Origin of the sequence: Rheinheimera soli, assembly GCF_021290985.1 — a bacterium.
Lineage (GTDB): Bacteria > Pseudomonadota > Gammaproteobacteria > Enterobacterales > Alteromonadaceae > Pararheinheimera > Pararheinheimera soli.
The window spans coordinates 13,772-35,184 of sequence record NZ_JAJOYU010000034.1; the positions used below are offsets into that span (position 1 = coordinate 13,772).

Here is a 21,413-nt window from a genome sequence, read left to right on the forward strand (position 1 = left end):
TTCATCAATCATCGATTTTTAGGTGCCAAAGGATCTTGGCGTAGACGGACAGGTTTGCAGTAAGGTGTGCCCCTAATTTAGGCTAAACACAGGAGCCAGTTATGCACCTTGATATGTCTTTTGTCCTGCCAAAAAATGCGTTGGAAGACATCGAGGCTGTGGCTATCCAGTTCGGCCCGTACTACCAAGCTATGCTCTGGCCATTGTGGTTACGCAACGTAGATTTGAACGTAACATCAGTGAATATACTTCAAGCCGGTGCTCAGTTGCTTTCAAGCTATGGCTGTGTACTCGCTACTCTTCGATTCGGACTTTACTGCTCACGCCATTTCCCACTGCATGCCAACGTAGTCAGTGACGATGTTGCTTTGTATTACTTGCGTCAGGCTTTCAAGGAGCTTATGGGAAGTCCCGAAGGTGTTCTGATGTGGCTGCAAAAAGCGGAAGGCTTTGAGTACTGTAAGGCGGAGCGAGACAGTTTCTGGTTTCAGGCTTGTGCAGCATATGCTCAACACGAATATGAGCAGAACCCTGACCTGCTAACTAGAGAAATAGAATTCGCATTTCAGTTCTTACTCAATGACAAAGGTCTATCACCATGAAACGCAAACTGACGATTAGGAATAAGGCTCAGCTATCTAAGTGCTTCAAAACACGAAAGCAATCCGTCAGTCCGGTTAAGCACTGTGAGCAAACCACATTTGCATCAATATCTGCAAGCAAGGCAAAGGGACAGCAGTGTTATATAACACGTATGCGCCGACAAGAACGCATGAATCCCCGTCAACTGAAGAAATGCCGGAAAAAGCAAAGAAAATCGGGGTTAACTGGCAGTAGATATAGCGGCATGTGCCAATCAAGGCTCCAGCCAGCTGGCTTCAAAAACCATGGCGTTGCTGATCTTAACTCTCACAATTAGCCGGGATTTGCTTATGAATACGAAGGTTAAAGACTGGCATATCGTCTCTATCTACGACAACGACCTATTGGTGGGTCGTGTCTTATGGGGCATTTGCACGCAAGATATGACAAGTAGGTTTTCAGTTGGGGACTATGTTTGTACTTCTAAGATTGTCGAAATCCTTCCCAAGGATAACTTAGTAAAGACTTGCAGTGGAAGCACATATTTGGCAGAAGGGGATGGGAAAAAATCTGAAATTCAAGTTCAAGACTTTGAGCTGCTGCGTGGTGGTCTGAGTCCTGATGAGATCAATTTTCTGAAATACGAAGCTGGTAAATGTAACTGAATTCACTAATTTAAAATCACTTGCAAAGATATTTGTAAGCCATGGGGAGCAAATAAAACTCCCGAATACTTTCCGATTTTTAATGCAATGAGATTTCAGGTGATTAAAGTTATACTGCCCCTCGCTGTTATTCTCAAACAAGGATAGTTAAGTGTTTAACGAAGATTCTCGAGTTAAAATTCCAACGATTCTGCATTTAATGCGTTTAGGCTATCAGTACCTTTCTCTCAAAGATCAAACTTGGGATATAGATAGCAATATTTTTCCTGATTTGTTCGCCACGGCGGTAAAAAAAATAAACCCAAGCATCACAGAGAATGACGTAAGCCGTCTCTTAAGCGATGTGAAACTTCTGTTAGATAACGAAGATTTAGGCCGTGCTTTTTTTGAACGCTTATCCGAACGCTCAAATACCAAACTCATCGATTTCGAAAACTTCAGCAATAACAGCTTTCATGTAGTCACGGAACTAACCTGCCAGAACGGCGATGAAGAATTCCGGCCAGACATTACGCTGCTAATCAACGGGATGCCGCTGATTTTTATTGAGGTGAAAAAACCTAACAATCGGGAAGGTATTCTGGCCGAGCGTTCACGCATCAATAAGCGTTTCCAGAATCCGAAATTCAGACGATTCGCCAACATCACCCAATTCATGATTTTTTCCAACAATATGGAATATGACGACGGTGATCCTGAACCTGTACAAGGCGCTTTCTACGCAAGCAGCTCTTATCATAAACCCGTTTTCAACTACTTCCGTGAAGAAGATATACTGAATCTGACTGCACTACTAAAGCCCTTATCTACGGAAGATGAGCTTAGAGTATTGAAAGATAACAATCTGGAAGTTATCCGCAGCAACCCAGAGTTCCAAACTAATAAGCAGCCCGAGCGACCAACAAACCGGATCTGTACTTCCCTCGTTAGTCGCGACCGTTTGGCATTTATTCTGCGTTATGCTCTGGCTTACGTTTCTGAAACCGATGGCTTGCAGAAGCATATAATGCGTTACCCGCAGATGTTTGCTACAAAAGCTATTGAGCGCAGACTTAATGAGGGCGTAAAGAAAGGGATTATTTGGCATACCCAAGGTAGCGGAAAAACAGCCCTGACCTTCTACAATGTGCGCTTTTTAACTGACTACTTTCAAAAGCGGCAGGTCATTCCCAAATTTTACTTCATCGTTGACAGGCTCGACCTGTTGCAGCAATCACAAAGGGAATTCACTGCGCGTGGTCTGACAGTCCACACCATTAGCTCTCGTGAAGCCTTTGCAAAAGACATTAAGGCCACTCAGGTGATTCACAACCATTCCGGCAAGCCGGAAATAACAGTTGTGAATATTCAGAAGTTTGAGGATGACCCAGATGTGCTGTCTACCAAAGACTACGACATCAACGTCCAGCGAATTTTCTTTCTAGACGAGGCACACCGCAGCTATAACCCGCATGGGAGTTTTTTAGCTAATCTTTACCAGTCAGATCCTCACGCCATTAAGATCGCGCTCACGGGCACACCGCTGATTGTCGATGAAGAAAAAGCCAAAAAAAATCCAGAATTCAAAGCGATCAGCTCTAAACAGATCTTTGGCGACTACATCCATAAATACTACTACAACGCATCTATTGCCGATGGCTACACTCTTCGCCTAATCCGGGAAGCGATATCTACCGAATACAAACTTCAAATTGAAAAGGCGTTGGCAGAAATAGAGTTAAAGCAAGGTTCCATCGAAAGGGAGGACTTGTATTCCGACCATAGGTTTGTGACACCCATGCTGAAGTACATAGTCACCGACTTTGAAAAAAGTCGTGCAGCGTTTAACGATGAGAGCATAGGAGCCATGGTCATTTGCGATAGCTCCAAACAAGCCAAGCAAATGTTCAAGCTGTTCTGTGAAAAATATGCCGAACACAAAACGCAGGAAACTGGAGAATGCAGCACTCTGGAATTTGATCTACCTCAGGTAGCCGAAGACGAAGCTGATTATGAGGCTTCAGACTCATCAGCTAATGACGGACCTCACGACACTCAAAAGAAATCGTCAAAGGGCAAAGTGAAAAATGCAGCCCTCATCTTGCACGATATTGGCACTAAAGAAGAACGTAAAGACTGGGTGGAAGACTTCAAAGCAGGCAAGATCGACTTCCTGTTTGTTTACAACATGCTGCTGACAGGGTTTGATGCTAAACGGTTGAAAAAACTCTATTTAGGTCGGGTGATCCGCAAGCACAATCTGCTACAAGCGCTCACACGTGTAAACCGTACCTACAAAGATTTCCGTTATGGTTACGTAGTGGACTTTGCCGACATACGCAAAGAATTTGATGCCACTAACAAAGCCTACTTTGAAGAGCTTCAGTCAGAGCTTGGCGATGAAATGGAGCACTATTCATATCTGTTCAAATCTCAGGAAGAAATCACTGAGGAAATTGAGCATATCAAAGATGTATTGTTCCGCTTTGATATCGAAAATGCAGAAATATTTTCCGATCAAATCAACCAAATCAAGGATCGTGAAACTGTTTTAGCCTTGAAAAAGGCGCTAGAGAACGCGAAGAGCTTGTATAATATAATCCGCCTGCAAGGCGACTATAAGTTATTGGAACATCTCGATTTTGCCAAAATAAACATACTTTATCGGGAAACCTGCAATCACCTCGACATGCTCAATCTAAAAGAAAGCATCGAGAAAGGTGAAGATAACACCAACTTGCTCAATATTGCGCTTGAAGATGTTGTGTTTCGCTTCATCAAAGTTAGCGAAGAAGAGCTTGTTCTGGCTGACCAGTTAAAAAATACCCTTCGGCAAACCCGTGAGGCACTGGCAAGCAACTTTGATCAACAAGACCCTAAATTCATCAGCCTGAAAGAAGAGTTAGAAAGACTGTTTAAGAAAAAGAATCTCAGCGAAGTGACACAAGCTGAAATGGTTGCGAATATCGACGCACTGAATAAAATTCACGACCGTGTTAAAGAGATAAACCGCCAAAACAATCAACTGCGGCAAAAGTACTTGGGCGATGCTAAATACACGCGGATACACAAACGCTTAAAAGAGCACGGTGAAGTTTCGGAAAACGAACGCAAGATTTTCGAAGCTCTAAGCGGTGTAAAGCAAGATGCTGACGAACAAGTACTTAATAACAGCCAAATATTGGATAACGAAGGCTACTTTGAACGCCAGATGATGCCATTGGTGATCAATCGCTTTATGAAGCAGCAAAAAATACAACTCAATGCCAACGCATCCAGATTTATTAATCGTCTGGTCGTCGCGGAGTACCTGAAAGAATTTAATACAGGCAGCAGAGCCCGTTAAACGCTAAAAGAGCAGTAAACACATGGTAGAACAAGAGTTTGAATTAAAAACCAAGACGCTGATCGACAGCCTAAAAAGCATTTGTGCACATAATGGTTTGGGAAACAGTACGGGTGAATTCGAAATAATCACCCAAGTATTCTTGTACAAGTTTCTAAATGACAAGTTTGCTTTTGAAGCTAAAAAAATCGACGAAAAGGTTGCCAGCGCTGCGAAATGGGAAGACGCTCTGATTGCTATGGGAGAGGACGAGCTGGAAATGCTTCAGCTCCAAATGAGTGGTGATACCGCACACTTAAAACCTCATCATTTCCTCAGCCATTTATTTAACAAACAAAACGAGCCTGACTTCGCACGTTTATTTGATGACACTTTGATCGATATCGCGATAGCGAACAATGATGTGTTTGCTGTAATGACAGATTCCGGCGAAAAGGTTCAGCTCTTCACCCGCATTAGCGAAAACGTGACGGTTTCTAAGCGGGATGCATTTTGCAAAGCGATTATTAATAAGTTGGTTGAGTTTAGTTTTGAACGGATTTTTACGCAGAAATTCGATTTCTACGCCGCTATCTTTGAGTACCTAATCAAAGACTACAACAGTAATTCTGGCGGTAAATATGCCGAGTATTACACGCCACACGCAGTAGCTCGCATTATGGCTGCTATTCTGGTGCCCGCCGAACAACAAGGCAAAGTCAGAGACGTCAGTTGTTACGACCCATCTGCGGGTTCTGGTACTTTATTGATGAATGTGGCCCATGCGATTGGCGAGAACCGTTGCAGCATCTATACCCAAGACATTTCAAAGAAATCGTCCAATTTGCTTCGACTTAATCTCATTCTTAATAATCTTGTCCATTCTATTCCGAATGTTATCGAGGGTGATACTTTGCGCCACCCTCATCATAAAGATGGAGCTCAGTTAAAGAAATTTGATTACATTGTGTCCAATCCACCTTTCAAGTTAGACTTCAGTGATTTTCGCGACACACTCGACAGCAAAGAAAATAAAGATCGTTTTTTCGCTGGCATCCCAAAAGTTAAAGCCAAAGCTAAGGACAAGATGGAAATCTACCAGTTGTTCTTACAGCATATCATTTACTCACTTAAACCCAACGGTAAAGCAGCTGTGGTTGTACCGACCGGCTTTATCACCGCGCAATCGGGTATTGATAAAGGTATTCGCGAATATCTGGTGAAACACAAAATGCTGGCTGGGGTGGTATCCATGCCCTCCAATATATTCGCCACAACCGGCACCAATGTATCAATCTTGTTTATTGATGGTAGCAATAAAGGCAAAGTCGTACTGATTGATGCGTCTAATTTGGGTGAAAAAATCAAAGACGGTAAGAACCAAAAGACCGTTCTTAGTGAGATTGAAGAACAACGTATTATTGATACCTTTAATTTTAAAAAAGTAGCAGAGGATTTTTCAGTTACTGTCAGCTATGAAGATATTCAAACCAAGAACTATTCATTAAGCGCAGGCCAATACTTCGATGTCAAAATCGAGTACAAGGATATTACCCCAAAGCAGTTTGCGCAGAAGATACAGAGTTTTACCAACAACTTAGAAAGCCTGTTTAACCAGTCACGTGAATTAGAAGCAGATATAAAAAAGCAGTTGGCAGGGTTAAAATATGAATAATTGGCGTGAAACAACCCTAGGCAAAGTTGCTAATGTTTTTACAGGCTTCCCGTTTAAAAGTGAGTTTTATTCTGAAGGTCATCAAGATGTTAGACTTTTACGAGGGGATAACATTTCACAGGGGACGATGGACTGGAGTGACGCTAAAAAGTGGCCAGTCGAACAACTCAAAGACTTTCAAGAGTATCTACTTGACGAAGGCGATATTGTACTGGCAATGGATCGTCCGTGGATTGGTGCAGGGTTAAAGTACAGTCAAATAATCAATAGTGATCTGCCAGCATTACTAGTTCAGCGAACAGCAAGATTACGTGGCAGCAGTGACTTGGATATTGGATATTTGAAATACATCGTTGGAAGTCCTTGGTTTACAACCTACATCAAGAGAATTACCACTGGTTCATTGGTTCCGCACATAAGTTTAAAACAAATTCGTCAATTCCCAGTAAATCTGCCGCCTATTGAAGAACAAAAGGCAGCGGCAGCTGTTTTACAAGCAATTGACAAAAAAATCGTACTGAACAACCGCGTCAACGTCGAGTTGGAAGCAATGGCAAAAACTTTGTATGACTATTGGTTTGTGCAGTTTGATTTCCCAGATGCTAACGGCAACCCCTATAAAACCTCCGGCGGTAAAATGGTTTATAACTCAGCACTCAAGCGGGAAATTCCGGTGGGATGGAGCGACAAAACACTCTCTCAAATCGCCAATATTACGATGGGTCAATCACCAGACGGAAGCTCATATAACGAAGAAGGTACTGGAACCATTTTTTATCAAGGTTGCACCGATTTCGGATGGCTTTTCCCGACCACGAGACAGTACACCACAGCCCCCAGTCGTATGGCTAAGAAAGGTGATATTCTGCTAAGTGTTCGAGCGCCCGTGGGTGACATGAACATTGCCAACACAGACTGCTGCATTGGCCGAGGTTTAGCTGCATTAAACAGCAAAACCCAGTCAGACGGCTTTCTCTTCTACGTTATGAAGTATTTCAAACAGATTTTTGATCGAAGAAATTCTGAAGGTACAACCTTCGGTTCAATCACAAAAAACGACTTACACTCATTGACGTTAGCTTACCCAACTCCTGATTTACTCAAAAACTATGATGAAGTAGTGACTAATTACAACAAAATGATTTTCGAGCGGAGTCTTGAGAACAACGAGCTGAAAAGCCTTCGAGACTGGCTTCTTCCTATGCTAATGAACGGTCAGGTGACAGTAAAATAATTAACACTGCGTTTAGGTTTTTGGTGATATTCAATGCCACATCGTTACTGATGAGTAATTTTCTGATATAGAACGATTATCCATTAGCTCACTTTTCGGTGGCGAATGGGCTAGGCTGGATAAAGTCACTACCGAACGCAGTAACAATTTAACTGTTTGGCCTTTCTGTGCCGATTACAACGCTATGGTTGTTAAACAATCCCTCTACTGCCCCCTTCGCATACAGTCCTGAATATACCTGAACACAGTGTACATAGCGTTTACAATGGCAGTGGCCTCGGGAACATCCAGTAATTCGTTAACATGTGCGAGGCTGGCCTTATTTCTCAGTGTAGAAAAAGCGTCGATTGAGGCAGCAAAAGAATTAAGGACTCTTGTTACATCGTCCGCTCGATGACCCACGGCTTGTAATGCAGGATGGTACTGTCGAAGTAGTTTGAAAGCCTTTGATGCCGTAGGGTCGTCAGGAAGAACTATTTGATTATCAGTACAAAGTTGGACCAAATACCCGTGGAGAGCCGTATGGGCACGATCAATTGCACTTGAAGAATCCACGGTGCCAATTAATGCCTTTGCATCCCCTAAAGCACGCATAACTGAATTCGACACAGATTCACTAACCTCTGGGGCTGCAACGCTACCTGTGGTTACAATGAGTTCATAGTCAACAATTTGATAATTGTCTTGGTTATTTCGAAGAATCTGATTGATATGCTGTATTGTTGGCACAGTAACACCACTGTTTTGCAGCGCCTCAAATGCCTCATATACGGCTGCGATAAAATTGGGTGCGTCCTCAGCAGCACGCCTTGCCTGCGAAGACATATCTGATTCAGCCCAACTAAGCGAAGAACTCCGATTGTAGTTATCACCAGACACTTTACAAAAATGCTGTTTGAATACTTCTATAATTCTTTGCCGATCCATATCTCCCGATACTTTTCTGATCAACGACAAGAAATCATCTAAAGACTGCTCGCTTAGGGATACGGTTGAGCCCATTGGAAATCTGAGTTCGCTAGCCATTTGAAGCGGCATCCATTCCTCCCAAAATTGAATAGTTGTGTACCCGGCGACCATAGGTATCAAGCAAAACCGACAACGGTCAGATCAGTTCAGACCTAGCACGGTTCATTGAGTCGTTGTGAATATTCTTAGAATATCAGAAACGGCGCTGTCTAAACGCTGGGAAATTTCTTCATTTAAATACAGTATTCTCTGTTTAATTGCTAATTTCTCTGTTTACGTTCGTAAAAACTATTTAACAATACTGCCCTGCCACCCAACCCGATGCCCAAGCCCACTGGAAGTTGTAGCCCCCTAACCAGCCGGTAACGTCTACTACTTCACCAACAAAATACAGGCCTGGTTGTTTTTTCGCTTCCATGGTTTTGGACGATAGCTCGTTGGTGTCGACACCACCTAAAGTCACTTCGGCGGTGCGGTAGCCTTCGGTGCCGTTGGGTTTAAATACATAATGAGTCAGGCTGTCGGCTAAACGCTGGATGGATTTAGCGTGCAAGGCTTTAATAGCCTGATTCTGAAATACATTCAGCTCCAGCAGTTTTTCAACTAAACGTTTAGGCAGCAGGCGCGACAGTATAGTTTTTAGCTCCTGCTCAGGGTGTTTTTGCTGTTGCTCCAGCAGAAATTCATTTAAATCCTGCTGCGGCGATAAGTTGATCACCAGCTCATCGCCCGGTTGCCAGAAGCTGGAGATTTGCAAAATAGCAGGGCCACTTAAGCCCCTGTGGGTAAACAGCATATCTTCCGGAAATACCACATCATTGGCTTCAGCCGTAACAGGTAAAGACACACCACTGATTTCTTCAAAGACGGCTTTATCCGCAGGTTGCCAGGTTAAAGGCACTAACGCAGCGCGCACTGGCAATACGTTTAAACCAAACTGCTCAGCCAGCTGAAAACCATAAGCTGTAGCACCTAGATTCGGCAAACTTAAACCGCCAGAAGCCACCACTAAACTTTGGCAGCTGCGGCTAAGTTGTGGCGTAGTGACTGTGTACACACCATCGGCAAAACTGACGTTTTGAATATCCTGTTGCAGCGCAATAGACACGCCAGCTTTGTCGCATTCTTGTTGCAGCATATCCACTATGTCTTTGGCGCTGTCGTCACAAAACAGCTGGCCCAGTGTTTTTTCGTGATAGGCAATGCCGTATTGCTGCACCAAAGCGATAAAATCCCATTGGGTATAACGACTTAAAGCCGACTTACAAAAATGTGGGTTTTGCGATAAAAAATTAGCCGGGCTGGCGTAGATATTGGTGAAGTTACAGCGGCCACCACCAGACATCAGAATTTTGCGGCCTATACGTTTGCCATTATCCAACACCAGAGTTTTACGACCTCTTTTGGCCGCTTCAATAGCGCTGAATAAACCAGCTGCGCCTGCACCTATAACTATTACGTCCCACTGCTGCATTAATTTGTACTCTGTATGATTTGGTTTGTGTGGTTCAGGCCCGCTTGCTGATAACCCAGCTCAAGCGCTGCGAATTGGTCGTTCTGCCAGTGGAAAACCGGCAACTGCTGTTTTTCTTTAGTTAACGAGCGTAGTAGACGCTGAAGATTCTGTGTTTTCCAGCTTTGATCAGGATAATCAGCTGCTGTGCGAATAGCGCATTTATCAAAGTCGATTAACCAGAACCGGCCTTGATCATCCAGCAAAATATTGTGGCAGTTTAGGTCGGAGTGATACACCTGATGCTGATGGAAGCGGGCTATTAAAGCACCCAGCTGTTTCCACTCAGTCGAAGTTAAAGGCCGTTGTTGCAGCAGATGAGCCAGGTCCGTGGTGCCGGGGATACGTTCAATCAGAATATCAGCGCTGTAGCCAAAGGCTTGTTTTTGATACAAAGCAGCACAAGGCCGTGGCACAGGTAAACCCCATAAACGCATTTGCCAGAGTAAACTGAATTCTGCCATAGCCCGGCTTAGTGCTGCAGGCTCTGGCCAGAACTTGTCTTTATTGAATTTACCGACCAAACCACCGCGATAATAATGCCGCAGCACTGCTTCTTTGCCGTCCTGATGCCGGATAAACCAAACTGTATTGCGACCTTTTGACTGGCCCGTGACTAAAGCTTGTTTTTGCCAGAATTCGCTCTGAAAATAGGCCATTTCAAAGTTCGGATAAAAGTGCGGGTCAAACCATGCTAAAGCATTGTCATCATTTATTTTTTTTATTTCAGCCATAGGCAATAAATTATTCACCTGCGCCATGATACGAGCCACTGCACCTTGCTGCTGCTGATAAAGCTTTAAGCCCTTTTCGCCGGTCTTAAGCGCCAGTTCGGGCTGCTGAATAAGCTGAGTGACTGTACCAACCAGAGCTTCAACATCAGGCACCTGAAAATAAGCCTGCTGTTGCTGCAGCATCTGAAACACTTGCTGAAAATTAAACACATAAGGGCCGGATAACACGGCTTTGCCAAAGGCCATAGCTTCGAGTGGATTATGGCCTCCCCTGTTGATCAGGCTGCCACCGACAAACACAAAATCGGCCAGTTGATACCAGCTTAATAACTCGCCCATCGAATCACCGAGCCAGACTTCGGTGTTTGCATCAGGTAGCCCATTTTTGCTTCTGCGAACAAACTTGAGTTGCTGTTGCTGTAACAGCTCTGCGACCTTATCAAAACGCTCCGGATGCCTTGGTACCAGCACCAGCATTAACTGCGGGAATTGTGTTTTTAACTGCTGATAAGCCTGAATAAGCACTTCATCTTCACCGGCATGAGTACTGCCTGCCACCCAAACCACACGGCCCTGCAGCAAAGGTTTCAAACTTTGCGCCAATTGGCTGCTGCTTTTTGGCACATCCAGTTCAAACTTTAAGTTGCCTGCCACCTGCACATTGGGTGCGCCTAATGCAGAAAAACGCCGGGCACTGTGCTTATCCAAAGTCAAAATCTGGTTGATGTTTTTCAGCATAGGTTGAGTCAAAGCGCTAAAACGCCGGTAACCTTTAGCTGAGCGTGCCGACAAACGGGCATTCACTATCAAAGTGGGAATAACCAAAGCTTTGCAATTCGCGATCAAATTGGGCCACAGCTCAGTTTCCAGAATCAGCAGCAATTGCGGCTGCATAAAGCTCAGCCAACGGCGCATCAACACAGGGTAATCAAAAGGCAGATAACAATGCTCAAGCTTGCGGCCCAATTCACGCTGTTCGGCCATCAGTTTAATAATAGCAGTTGAAGCTGTGGGCGTGGTGCAGGTGATAGTTAAGGTCAGTTGTGGGTATTGTACTAATAGCTGCTTAATCAAAGGTTTGGCGGCGTTAAACTCCCCCACTGACACCGTATGCAGCACTATGCCGTCTTTGGCCGAAGCCGCAGGCAGCTTTAAGGCAAAACGTTCAGCAAAACGCTGACGATAAGCTGGGTCTTTGCGCGAGCGCACTAGCAGATAAAAAATAACCAGAGGCCAACACAGCACAAGCAATACACTATAAATCCAGCGGTTTACCATCAATGTCCCGTGTTCCAGCGGCAAAATGCGCTGTATTATCGCAGAATAGCTTGTTATACCGCAATTTGTTAAACTCAGCGCCTCAAAACAGTGCTTAATTAAGATGGCTAATTCATTGAAAGTTTTGTTTATCCCCGTATCTTCAGCCCAGGGTATAGGTGAGTATATGCGCTCACTTATTATTGCTCAGGCCATCAAAAGGCAATGGCCTGAATCAGACATCAGTTTTATTCTGAACAAAGATGCACCCTATGCGTCCAGCTGTCCTTTTCCGCATTTTCTGCTCAATAATTCACCCACTAAAGAAGTCAGTGCAGTTAATCAGTTGGTGTCCGGATATAAACCTGATGTCACAATTTTTGATTGTTCAGGCCGGGCTTCTCAGGTCAGGCATGCAAAAGCCTGTGGCAGCAAAGTGGTGTTTATCAGCCAACATAAAAAGAAACGCAAACGTGGTTTTTCTTTTGGGCGCTTGCCTTTTCTCGACGCTCACTGGATCACCCAGTTCAAATTTGTGGATGGCGATTTAACCTGGCTGGAAAAACTTAAACTCAAACTCTGCAATGGCAAAGCTCCGCAGTTTATAGGCCCTGTGTTTACACCTCCTGCAGCTGATTTACCTGCGGAGTTTGCCCGGTTAAATGGTCAGGATTTTGTGCTTTGGGCAGCTGGTGGCGGTGGTCATAGTCATAAAGGTGTGCCTGCCATTGAAGTGTTTTATCAGGCAGCAAAAGAACTTCATAGCCAGGATCTGCAGCATATTGTGGTCACCGGCGCTAATTATCAGGGCAGCCTGACTGCAACTGAAAATATGCTGCTGGTTAAAAGTTTGCCAAACGAGCAGCTGATGACATTGATACAACATGCCAGACTGGTGGTGTGTGGTGGTGGCGACATGATGGGTCAGGCCATAGTGCTGCGTAAAAACCTTGTCGCAGTGCCTGTAGCCAAAGATCAGCCACCACGTATTGCCAAGTGCCTTGAACAAAAAGCCATTTACCAGGCCAGTCTTGAACAAAAGAGCATAGTGGCTCAAGCGAGAATAGCCCTGGAACATCCTCTGAAACATCAACTTGATGTCACGCCAGGCTTAACCTACGTCATGGATTATTTTAAATCGGTGCTGGAGTCAAAAAAATGAATGCAATAGAAGTACAGCAGTCGGAACATGCAGTTCGCATTATTCACGTTATCGACTCATTTAATGGTGGCGGAGCGGAAGCTGTAGTTTTGCGCTTACATGAGGCGATTAACAATCAACCCCATGCTGAGTCTTACATTGTGTCTCTGAGTCGCAGAAGCGACTATGACATCAGTCACCTGACCAATTGTTTTGTATTGCCATTTGGCACCAATAAAAACCTGGACAGCTGGTATCGCGTCGGTAAAGTCAGACAGGAGCTGCTGAAGGTGATCCGCAACATTGAGCAAGGTGGTGCTGTGACTGCTATTTATAGCCACCTTGACGTTAGCCACAGTGTAGTGGCTGGCCTTCAGTGCGAAATAAAAAGACACTATGTGGTGCATGCGCCCTGCAAAGCCGAACTAAGCAATGCTAAAAAACGTGGCTTCTTTGGTTATCAGCGTTTAAAAAGACGTAAAGCTGTGATGCATCAACAGCATCTGGTGACTGTGTCTGCAGGCGTGGGGGCAGAGCTACAGGGGGATATCGAATGGCTACAGGCCGCCAGCGTGACCACTATTTATAACCCATTCGATACTCAGGCTATTTTAAATTCAGCTCAAGCCACTGAACCAGCACTTCCTCAGTCGCCTTATTTATTGCATATAGGCAGAGTCAGCGCTGCGAAACGCATTGACAGATTATTTGACGCCTACAGACGTTCTGGTGTCGAAGCCAAGCTAGTATTGCTGACCAAAGAGTCAACCAAGTTAAGAAAACTGATTAAAAACTATGACTTAGAGGATAAAGTGGTAGTGATTGGTTTTACACAAAATCCATTTGTCTGGATGCGCCACGCCCGGTTATTGCTGCTGTCATCTGATTATGAAGGTTTGTCTAATGTACTGGTAGAAGCACTGCTGTGCGGAACTCCGGTATTATCAACCGATTGCCCTCATGGTCCCGCAGAAATATTACAAAATTTCCATGAAGACTGGCTTGTGCCTATGTCTGATATTGATACTTTTGCGAAAAAAATAAAACTTTTACTGCAAACCAAACCCAAAGTGGATGTAGAACAATGGCCCATGTATGAAAAAATACAGGCCAGCTATGTAGCTAACTCTTATATTCAGCATGCACTAAAGCATATGGCTGACTAAATTGCTAAAACAGAGTTTCAGACAAAAAAATGACGGTCAAGCCATGGGTATAGGCTGATAAGCATAATCAGCCTTACTTTTAAGCCGAAGCAAGAAAAAGTTCTTTTGCAATAAACCAGATCCGTTAAAATGCCTTTATTCATGCAGCCAGGCCGAGCCTCCTATGTCCAACATAAAACAAAGTTTTTTAGATAGTTTAAAACGTCACCGTGACGCTTTTGCCACAGTGGAAGCCTACCATGATGAAGCCATGCAACTGTTGGAAGCAGTACAACACTGCTTACAACAAGGTGGCAAAGTCGTCTGGATGGGGAATGGCGGCAGCGCGGCCGACAGCCAGCATTTAGCAGCTGAATTTATGGTGCGTTATAAAGCAGAACGTGGCCCGCTGGCGTCTATTGCGTTAACAACCGACACTTCTATTCTGACAGCACACGCCAACGACTACCATTTTGACAGCGTATTTGAGCGTCAGGTGTTAGGTTTAGTGCGGCCACAAGACGTGGTGATTGGCCTGACAACGTCGGGTAAAAGCCCAAATATCAATTTAGCTTTAAAAGCCGCCAATGATTTAGGCGCTTTTACCGTAGCCCTGACCGGCCGTGACGGTGGTTTAGTTAAAGACATTGCCAAACTGCCGATTATCGTTAAAAACGACGAAACTGCCCGCATTCAGGAAATACATATGTTTATTGGCCACTGGCTCTGTGAGGCTCTGGATATGGCCATTGTAGGAAACAACTAATGATTAACCTGAGCCTGCTGCAAAATTTGTCTTCTGCTTCTGTGCTGGTGGTAGGTGATGTGATGCTGGACCGCTATTTTAATGGCGACTCACAGCGGATATCGCCGGAAGCGCCGGTGCCTGTGGTAAAAATCAGCAAAATAGAAGACAAAGCCGGTGGCGCTGCCAACGTTGCACGTAATATCGCCCATCTGGACGGTAAAGTAGGCTTATTAGGTATTATTGGCAACGACAGCGCGGGCGAGTCTTTGCAGCAGTTGTTGGCCGGTGAACAAATTCACTCCGAGCTGTTTAGCCAGACGCATAAACCTACCATCGCCAAAATGCGGGTGGTGTCACGCCAGCAGCAAATAGTGCGGCTGGATCAGGAAGAAATGTTCAGCAGCGAAGATGCCGAACTCTTGGCTGAACGTTTTGCCACTGTGTATCAGAACTACGATGTCATTCTGTTTAGTGATTACAACAAAGGCTCATTGCAGCATATTGCCAAAATGATCAAACTGGCCAAAGCGGCGGGCAAAACGGTATTGGTCGACCCAAAACAAGCCGATTTGTCAGTATATGCCGGTGCTGATGTGATTACGCCGAATTTAGGCGAATTTAAAAGCGCTGGCGGCAAAACCGGCTCTGTGGATGAAATGCTCAGTTCAGCCCGCGAGCTGATGCAAAAAGCCGGTTTAGCCTCGATTTTATTAACCCGCAGCGAACAAGGTATGAGCCTGATCACCGCCACTGAACATTTTCACTTCCCGGCCCAGGTGTTGGAAGTCAGTGATGTTACCGGTGCTGGCGATACCGTAATAGCCACTTTGGCAGTAATGTTAAGTGCAGGTATGTCCTTACATGACGCCACTCAACTGGCTAATTTAGCGGCTGGCATAGTGGTAGGCAAAGTAGGAGCAGCGACGGTTTCTCCTGAAGAGCTGGCCGCTAAGCTGAATAAAGATTTATTCCGCCAGGGCGACTTTTACCAGACGCCTTTTGACAAAGTACTGCAGCATATTCAGTTTGCCCGGCAAAACGGCGAACGTATTGTCTTTACCAACGGCTGCTTTGATATTTTACACGCCGGCCATGTGCGTTATTTAGCTCAGGCCAAGGCGTTGGGTGACCGTTTAGTGGTAGGCGTGAATTCAGATGCTTCAGTGCGCCGTTTAAAAGGCGAGCAACGCCCTATCAATACTTTGGAAGACAGAGCCACAGTGCTGGCAAGTTTAGCCAGTGTCGACTGGGTAGTGCCTTTTGCCGATGATGTTGCCGAAAACGATACGCCGCTCAAATTAATCAGCACCATATTGCCTGACGTCTTAGTCAAAGGTGGCGACTACAGCATTGACACCATAGTAGGGGCTGATGTGGTGATAGCTCATGGTGGCGAAGTGCAGGTGCTGACTTTTGTCGATGGCCGCTCCACCAGCAAAGTGATCCGGAAAATCCAGGACTTGCAGGGAAATAACTGAGTTGTCGCAGCCCATCACATCTATTTGTATTCTGCGTTTATCTGCTATTGGCGATGTCTGCAATGCAGTCTCTGTAGTGCAATCTATTCAGCGCCAGCATCCACAAGCGCAGATCACATGGATTATCGGCAAAATCGAAGCGCGTTTGCTGGAAGGTTTGCCCGGTGTACGTTTTGTCGTGTTTGATAAAAAGCTGGGCAAAGCGGCTTATAGCCAGCTAAAGCAGGATTTAAAACACGACTATTTTGACGTGCTGCTGCATATGCAGGTGGCCTTTCGCGCAAATGTCGCCTCTTTGTGTATCAAGGCACGCCAAAAGATTGGTTTCGACTGGCATACCGCCAAAGAACTGCATGCGCTTTTTATGCGTCACCGCATAGAACCTGCACCACGCAGTCATGTGCTGGATGGTTTTCGCCAGTTTGCTAAAGCTATTGGTGTATCAGAGCAAGAGCTTGGAAAAACTCCAACCTGGCAACTACCTATTCCTGACGCCGACGAGTTATGGGCTAAAGAGCAACTTGCCGCGACTGGTAATTCCAGAACATTGATCATCAGCCCTGCAGCTTCAAAAGCAGAACGTAACTGGCTACCAGAACGTTATGCGGCTTTGGCCGATTATGCTTACACTAAAGGCTTTGCAGTGATTTTATCTGGAGGCCCGACTGAGCTGGAACGCAGTTTAAGTCAGGCTATTTTGGCATCGGCTCAGCATCCCATCACAGACCTGACCGGCAAAACCAATTTAAAACAGCTGCTGGCTTTATTGAAACACGCAAGTTTAGTCTTAGCACCAGATACAGGCCCTACTCATATGGCTGTGGCTGTTGGCACTCCGGTGATAGGTTTGTATGGCCACAGTAATCCTGATCGCACAGGGCCTTATTTATTCCGTCAGTATGTGGTCGAGGTCTATCACCAATCTTTACTGGCACAGCAAGGCAAAACTGCAGCAGAGCTGAAATGGGGCACCCGCGTCAAAGGCAGCGATATTATGCAAAAAATAGCTGTAGAGGCTGTAACCGCTATGTTCGATAAAGTAGTGACAGAGCAGCAGTTATGAGCCAGCAGTTATGAAAAATATGCAAAAAGCCGCCTTTCTCGACAGAGATGGTGTGATTAACGTCGATCACGGCTACGTCAGCAGCCCGGAGCAATTCGAGTTTATCGACGGTGTGTTTGACGCTTGCCGCCATTTGCAGCAGCAGGGTTATTTACTGATAGTAGTGACTAACCAATCCGGTATAGGCCGCGGTTATTACAATGAGCAGCAGTTCAATGCGTTAACCAACTGGATGAAAGCTCAGTTTGAATCGAACGGCGTCTTTATTACTGATGTATTTTTTTGCCCTCATCATCCGGTCAATGCCAAGCCGCCTTATCAAATCGACTGCGATTGCCGTAAACCAGCCCCAGGCATGTTAGTGCAAGCCATAAACAAGTATCAGATAGATCCAAGCCAAAGCCTGATGCTTGGTGATAAAAAAGCAGATATGCAGGCAGCCAAAGCTGCTGGTGTTGGCCGTAAAGTGTTGGTGTTATCTGGTCAAAGCCTGACAGCAGAAGACAAAGCCAGCGCAGATGAAGTCTGGCCTTCGATAAAAGCGGCGTTGGAATTAGTGGAGAACTGAGGTTCCGGGCCTACACTTTTTCAAGGACTGTAATGAAGATAACCTTACGGTCGCGAACATCAAAGAACGCTATCAGTTTTGTGCCGGAATAGACCAACAGCATCAGGCGACTGTTCCGCAAATACCAGAACAGCCACCCAATTTTGTTAAGCGGAATATTTTTCCACTCTGGAACTACGATGCTTCGCAATTAGGCGATACAGTTTACCTTTCACAAAAGCGGATATATCAGAGTTGTTCACTGCAAGATTTGCCGTTGCATAAATGCGGAACTTGTTTTTAAAACTCCTGCGGCTGATGAACAAATCACTGTATTGTTGAATCAGTTTTTCTACATCACGTTCAGGCGACAACTCTGGGTTCTTTTTGTAAAGCTCCCCCCCTAAAGGGCGGGTGTGCACCACAGTCACCGCATCAAGAACTGCTATTTTGCGCTTATTGCTATTATCCAGTAACAGAGGCCACAGATTATCCAGTCCCCAGCCCTGAAGGACTTTCGCCAAAGGTGTTGCGTAGCTGTTTTAACGCATCTGCCGAAAAGATAGGTGCCATCACTTCAACAAAATTAGTAAAGCGCAGTATAGAGTTAGTTTGCTGTAACAAACTTGAATGCGAAAAGTATGAATCTAATGACAATGCTGGCTGCGCCAGCGATAAATCAAAAGCTTGCATAAAAGCAAACATCTTATTTATATCATGTGCATTGGTCAGTAAATCATCATCCGGTAACCAGACCGCAGAGTAGCGACTGATCAGCTCCCAATGTTCAGTAATAATGCGGTGGAGTATTGGCCACTTACCACCTTTTACCTGCTCATAATAAGTAGCCTGATCACGAAACTTGTCTGGTTCATCACCAAAATAACTCAAAAACACATCAAAATTAGGTTCAGCCCCCAACAACCAGCCTGGATGCAAGGACTTATCCCCTACCCGCCCAATCACCAGAAAAGGTTTCATATCTTCAGCTCCGCGTTAAGATAAAGGAGAAATAACAAAAGCAGGCATCTGCGTTTTTTCTGTCTGACACCGCAGGAATGTCTCTGCAGTTTGTAATGCTTCGTCTATGGTGACATCCATATCCAGGTAACGGTAAGTACCCAACCGCCCAACAAAGGTCACGTTCTGTTGCTGATTAGCCAGGGCAACATAGTCATTGAGCAATTTTTTTTCTTCTAACAAACGTATGGGGTAATAAGGTGTATCTTCAGGTTCAGCTAAACGACTGAACTCCTGATAACAAACTGTTCCTTCGTGTGTTTCCCATGGTGCAAAATGTTTATGCTCTGAAATCCGGGTAAAAGGAATGTCTTGATCACAGTAGTTCATCACCGCACAACCCTGATAATCTCCCGTCGCTCGAATTTCAACGAAATCAAGAGTACGATACGCCAAACGTCCAAGGCGGAACTCAAAATAGGAGTCAAGTGGTCCCGAGTAGAACACCTGTTCAAACTGATCGACCTGTTCAGCGGTCAGAGTTTGCCCCAACTTGACTGTGATAGAGGGATGATCCAGTAGTGCAGCGACAATAGCTGTATAGCCTTCGGTTGGCATGCCCTGATATTGATGATTGAAATAATTATCATCGTAATTAAAACGCACCGGCAGACGCTTCAGAATACTGGCAGGCAACTCTTTCGGTGACAGTCCCCATTGTTTTAAGGTGTAACCTTTGAAAAAGGCTTCATACAGCTCTTTACCGACAAACTTCAACGCCTGATCTTCAAAAGAAACAGGCTCTACAATAGAGGTGTCTGACAAAGAACTAATAAAAGCTTTTGCCTCATCAGGCGATAAGGTTTTGTCAAAAAATTGGTTTATCGTATGCAGATTGATAGGCAAAGAATAGACTTTGCCGCCACTTTGCGCTTTAACCCTGTTAGTGTAAGGTTTAAATTCAGTGTAGCGATGTAAGTAGTCCCAGACATGTTTCTTATCTGTATGAAAGATATGGGGACCATATCTATGCAACAGAATGCCTGACTCTTTATCTCTTTCTGAATAACAATTGCCCGCGATATGGTTTCTCGGCTCAAAAACTGTTACCGAATAACCTGCTTCTGCTAATTCACGCGCAATGACTGCCCCAGAAAAGCCGGCTCCGGCGATCCCTATAGGTTTAGCCATAAAGGAAAGGTCCCAATGTAGAAATTTGCCGACATATTACACCGGGCAAAATAAAACAACAGGCTGTATAACATAACTTAACAATATTGCACCAAAGACAACAATCTGATGCTCAGCGATATAAAGCCGTACTACAGGCTGCGCACTGCCGTGGTGTTGATTGGATAGTTCTGGTATGGTCATATCTGAATTTTTACAAGGAATGTGATGCGCAAACTCTTAGCTTTTTTCAATTCCCCTGTGACAAAAATAGCTTTGTCTGTCCTGTTACTGCTGATCTGCAGCAGATTGTTTTTTACCCACTTTAGCAGTGACCGCAGCGATCAGGATCAAGCACAAGATCAAACACAGCAAAACTCTGATATTGAAAAATCCAGCCCGGTGCCCTTAGCTATTGAGAAGGACCTAACCGCCGATCTCAATTCCAATCCGGCAACGTCAGAACCAGCTGAACAGATGGTCGTTATTGAACGAACAGACTGGAAACTGGATCAGCCTCTGCGAACTCAGCACACAAGGCTGAAAAATCGGGCAGACCAAGGCGATCTGCAGGCCGCCTATAGTCTGGCAATGAACCTGAGGTTTTGTGCAATGGCACCGCTGGATGAAACCGATTTAGACGCTCGTTTGCAACAAGCCTATGAGTATAAAGACAATGGTGTTGCCATAGCTGAGATCAAAGAACGCTATGAGTTTTGTGCCGGAATAAATCAGCAGCAACGCGATGAGTTTTACCTTTATTTAGAAAGTGCCGCCAAGGCGGGTTATGTACCTGCTCAGGAGGAAATGGCCACAATCACGCCAGAGCTGTTTATGAAATTGGCTGGTGCGACAGAGCTTGAACGCAGCGCTTATATCCAAAAACGGCAAGACTTTATTCAGCTACAGCTTTTTTTATTGGAATCCGCATCACAACACGGCAGCATCAAAGCGCTGATCACACTGTCGAATATGCACCACTCACAAAACTATGGTGACCATGGTCGTGCTAAGTCCTACGCCTTTAATCTGCTGATCCTGGAACTGGCGGACGACAATGAATTGCAAAGCAGATACTCATGGTTTGTACAACGTCGTCAGTCAGAACTTACACCAGAGCAGATTGAACAAGCTCAGGCTTTGTCAGAGCAATGGCTGGCGATGATAAAAGCCAATGGCACTCTTTATCTGCAGTGATATAGCTGCCCTGATGTATTTGCAATCAGGG

18 protein-coding genes are annotated in these 21,413 nt (G+C 45.0%); 12 read left to right on the forward strand and 6 right to left on the reverse strand.

Annotation, left to right across the window (positions count from 1 at the left end; translation table 11 throughout):
* Positions 1-101: 101 nt before the first annotated feature.
* The 5 genes from LSG37_RS17970 (at position 102) to LSG37_RS17990 (ending at position 7,460) form a co-directional block, all read left to right on the forward strand.
* Positions 102-602, forward strand: a complete 501-nt coding sequence (locus LSG37_RS17970; RefSeq protein ID WP_233081184.1) for a hypothetical protein — start codon at positions 102-104, stop codon at positions 600-602.
* 330 nt (positions 603-932) lie between these two features.
* Positions 933-1,247: a hypothetical protein gene (locus LSG37_RS17975; RefSeq protein WP_233081185.1), complete on the forward strand. Its 315-nt coding sequence runs from the start codon at positions 933-935 to the stop codon at positions 1,245-1,247.
* Between the two features lie 151 nt (positions 1,248-1,398).
* Positions 1,399-4,572 (forward strand): type I restriction endonuclease subunit R, encoded by a 3,174-nt coding sequence (locus LSG37_RS17980; protein WP_233081186.1) that lies wholly within the window; start codon positions 1,399-1,401, stop codon positions 4,570-4,572.
* Positions 4,573-4,594: 22 nt separating this feature from the next.
* Positions 4,595-6,226: an HsdM family class I SAM-dependent methyltransferase gene (locus tag LSG37_RS17985; RefSeq protein ID WP_233081187.1), complete on the forward strand. Its 1,632-nt coding sequence runs from the start codon at positions 4,595-4,597 to the stop codon at positions 6,224-6,226.
* Positions 6,219-7,460: a restriction endonuclease subunit S gene (locus tag LSG37_RS17990; protein ID WP_233081188.1), complete on the forward strand. Its 1,242-nt coding sequence runs from the start codon at positions 6,219-6,221 to the stop codon at positions 7,458-7,460. Before LSG37_RS17985 ends, LSG37_RS17990 begins: the two co-directional genes overlap by 8 nt.
* A gap of 204 nt (positions 7,461-7,664) precedes the next feature.
* On the opposite strand, the gene LSG37_RS17995 is transcribed toward LSG37_RS17990, so the two are convergent.
* The 3 genes from LSG37_RS17995 to waaA all read right to left on the reverse strand — a co-directional run bounded on the left by LSG37_RS17995 (position 7,665) and on the right by waaA (position 11,954).
* Positions 7,665-8,486, reverse strand: a complete 822-nt coding sequence (locus LSG37_RS17995) for an abortive infection family protein (RefSeq protein WP_233081189.1) — start codon at positions 8,484-8,486, stop codon at positions 7,665-7,667.
* A gap of 235 nt (positions 8,487-8,721) precedes the next feature.
* Positions 8,722-9,903, reverse strand: a complete 1,182-nt coding sequence (locus tag LSG37_RS18000) for a BaiN/RdsA family NAD(P)/FAD-dependent oxidoreductase (protein WP_233081190.1) — start codon at positions 9,901-9,903, stop codon at positions 8,722-8,724.
* On the reverse strand, positions 9,903-11,954 hold the full coding sequence (gene waaA / locus LSG37_RS18005) for a lipid IV(A) 3-deoxy-D-manno-octulosonic acid transferase (protein ID WP_233081191.1): 2,052 nt from the start codon (positions 11,952-11,954) through the stop codon (positions 9,903-9,905). Before waaA ends, LSG37_RS18000 begins: the two co-directional genes overlap by 1 nt.
* A 166-nt stretch (positions 11,955-12,120) precedes the next feature.
* On the opposite strand from waaA, the gene LSG37_RS18010 reads away from it, so the two are divergent.
* The 6 genes from LSG37_RS18010 to gmhB all read left to right on the forward strand — a co-directional run bounded on the left by LSG37_RS18010 (position 12,121) and on the right by gmhB (position 18,076).
* Complete coding sequence (locus LSG37_RS18010; protein ID WP_233081192.1) at positions 12,121-13,095, forward strand: hypothetical protein; 975 nt, start codon at positions 12,121-12,123, stop codon at positions 13,093-13,095.
* On the forward strand, positions 13,092-14,240 hold the full coding sequence (locus LSG37_RS18015; protein WP_233081193.1) for a glycosyltransferase: 1,149 nt from the start codon (positions 13,092-13,094) through the stop codon (positions 14,238-14,240). The genes LSG37_RS18010 and LSG37_RS18015 overlap by 4 nt, the downstream gene beginning before the upstream one ends.
* Before the next feature lie 163 nt (positions 14,241-14,403).
* Positions 14,404-14,985 (forward strand): D-sedoheptulose-7-phosphate isomerase, encoded by a 582-nt coding sequence (locus tag LSG37_RS18020; RefSeq protein ID WP_233081194.1) that lies wholly within the window; start codon positions 14,404-14,406, stop codon positions 14,983-14,985.
* A complete protein-coding gene (hldE, locus tag LSG37_RS18025; protein ID WP_233081195.1) occupies positions 14,985-16,445 on the forward strand; it encodes a bifunctional D-glycero-beta-D-manno-heptose-7-phosphate kinase/D-glycero-beta-D-manno-heptose 1-phosphate adenylyltransferase HldE in 1,461 nt (486 codons plus the stop codon). Before LSG37_RS18020 ends, hldE begins: the two co-directional genes overlap by 1 nt.
* Before the next feature lies 1 nt (position 16,446).
* A complete protein-coding gene (locus LSG37_RS18030) occupies positions 16,447-17,508 on the forward strand; it encodes a glycosyltransferase family 9 protein (RefSeq protein ID WP_233081197.1) in 1,062 nt (353 codons plus the stop codon).
* 10 nt (positions 17,509-17,518) lie between these two features.
* Positions 17,519-18,076 (forward strand): D-glycero-beta-D-manno-heptose 1,7-bisphosphate 7-phosphatase, encoded by a 558-nt coding sequence (gene gmhB, locus LSG37_RS18035; protein ID WP_233081199.1) that lies wholly within the window; start codon positions 17,519-17,521, stop codon positions 18,074-18,076.
* Between the two features lie 146 nt (positions 18,077-18,222).
* On the opposite strand, the gene LSG37_RS18040 is transcribed toward gmhB, so the two are convergent.
* Genes LSG37_RS18040 through glf form a run of 3 tightly spaced genes read right to left on the reverse strand, consistent with a single transcriptional unit; the run spans position 18,223 to position 20,206 of the window.
* Positions 18,223-18,579, reverse strand: coding sequence for a hypothetical protein (locus LSG37_RS18040; RefSeq protein ID WP_233081200.1), 357 nt, complete (start codon positions 18,577-18,579; stop codon positions 18,223-18,225).
* On the reverse strand, positions 18,545-19,036 hold the full coding sequence (locus tag LSG37_RS18045; protein ID WP_233081202.1) for a hypothetical protein: 492 nt from the start codon (positions 19,034-19,036) through the stop codon (positions 18,545-18,547). The genes LSG37_RS18040 and LSG37_RS18045 overlap by 35 nt, the downstream gene beginning before the upstream one ends.
* A 15-nt stretch (positions 19,037-19,051) precedes the next feature.
* Positions 19,052-20,206, reverse strand: coding sequence for a UDP-galactopyranose mutase (gene glf / locus LSG37_RS18050; RefSeq protein ID WP_233081204.1), 1,155 nt, complete (start codon positions 20,204-20,206; stop codon positions 19,052-19,054).
* Positions 20,207-20,413: 207 nt separating this feature from the next.
* Here glf and LSG37_RS18055 point away from each other — a divergent pair, with 207 nt between their 5' ends.
* Positions 20,414-21,382, forward strand: a complete 969-nt coding sequence (locus tag LSG37_RS18055; protein ID WP_233081206.1) for a hypothetical protein — start codon at positions 20,414-20,416, stop codon at positions 21,380-21,382.
* The last annotated feature ends 31 nt before the right edge of the window (positions 21,383-21,413 follow it).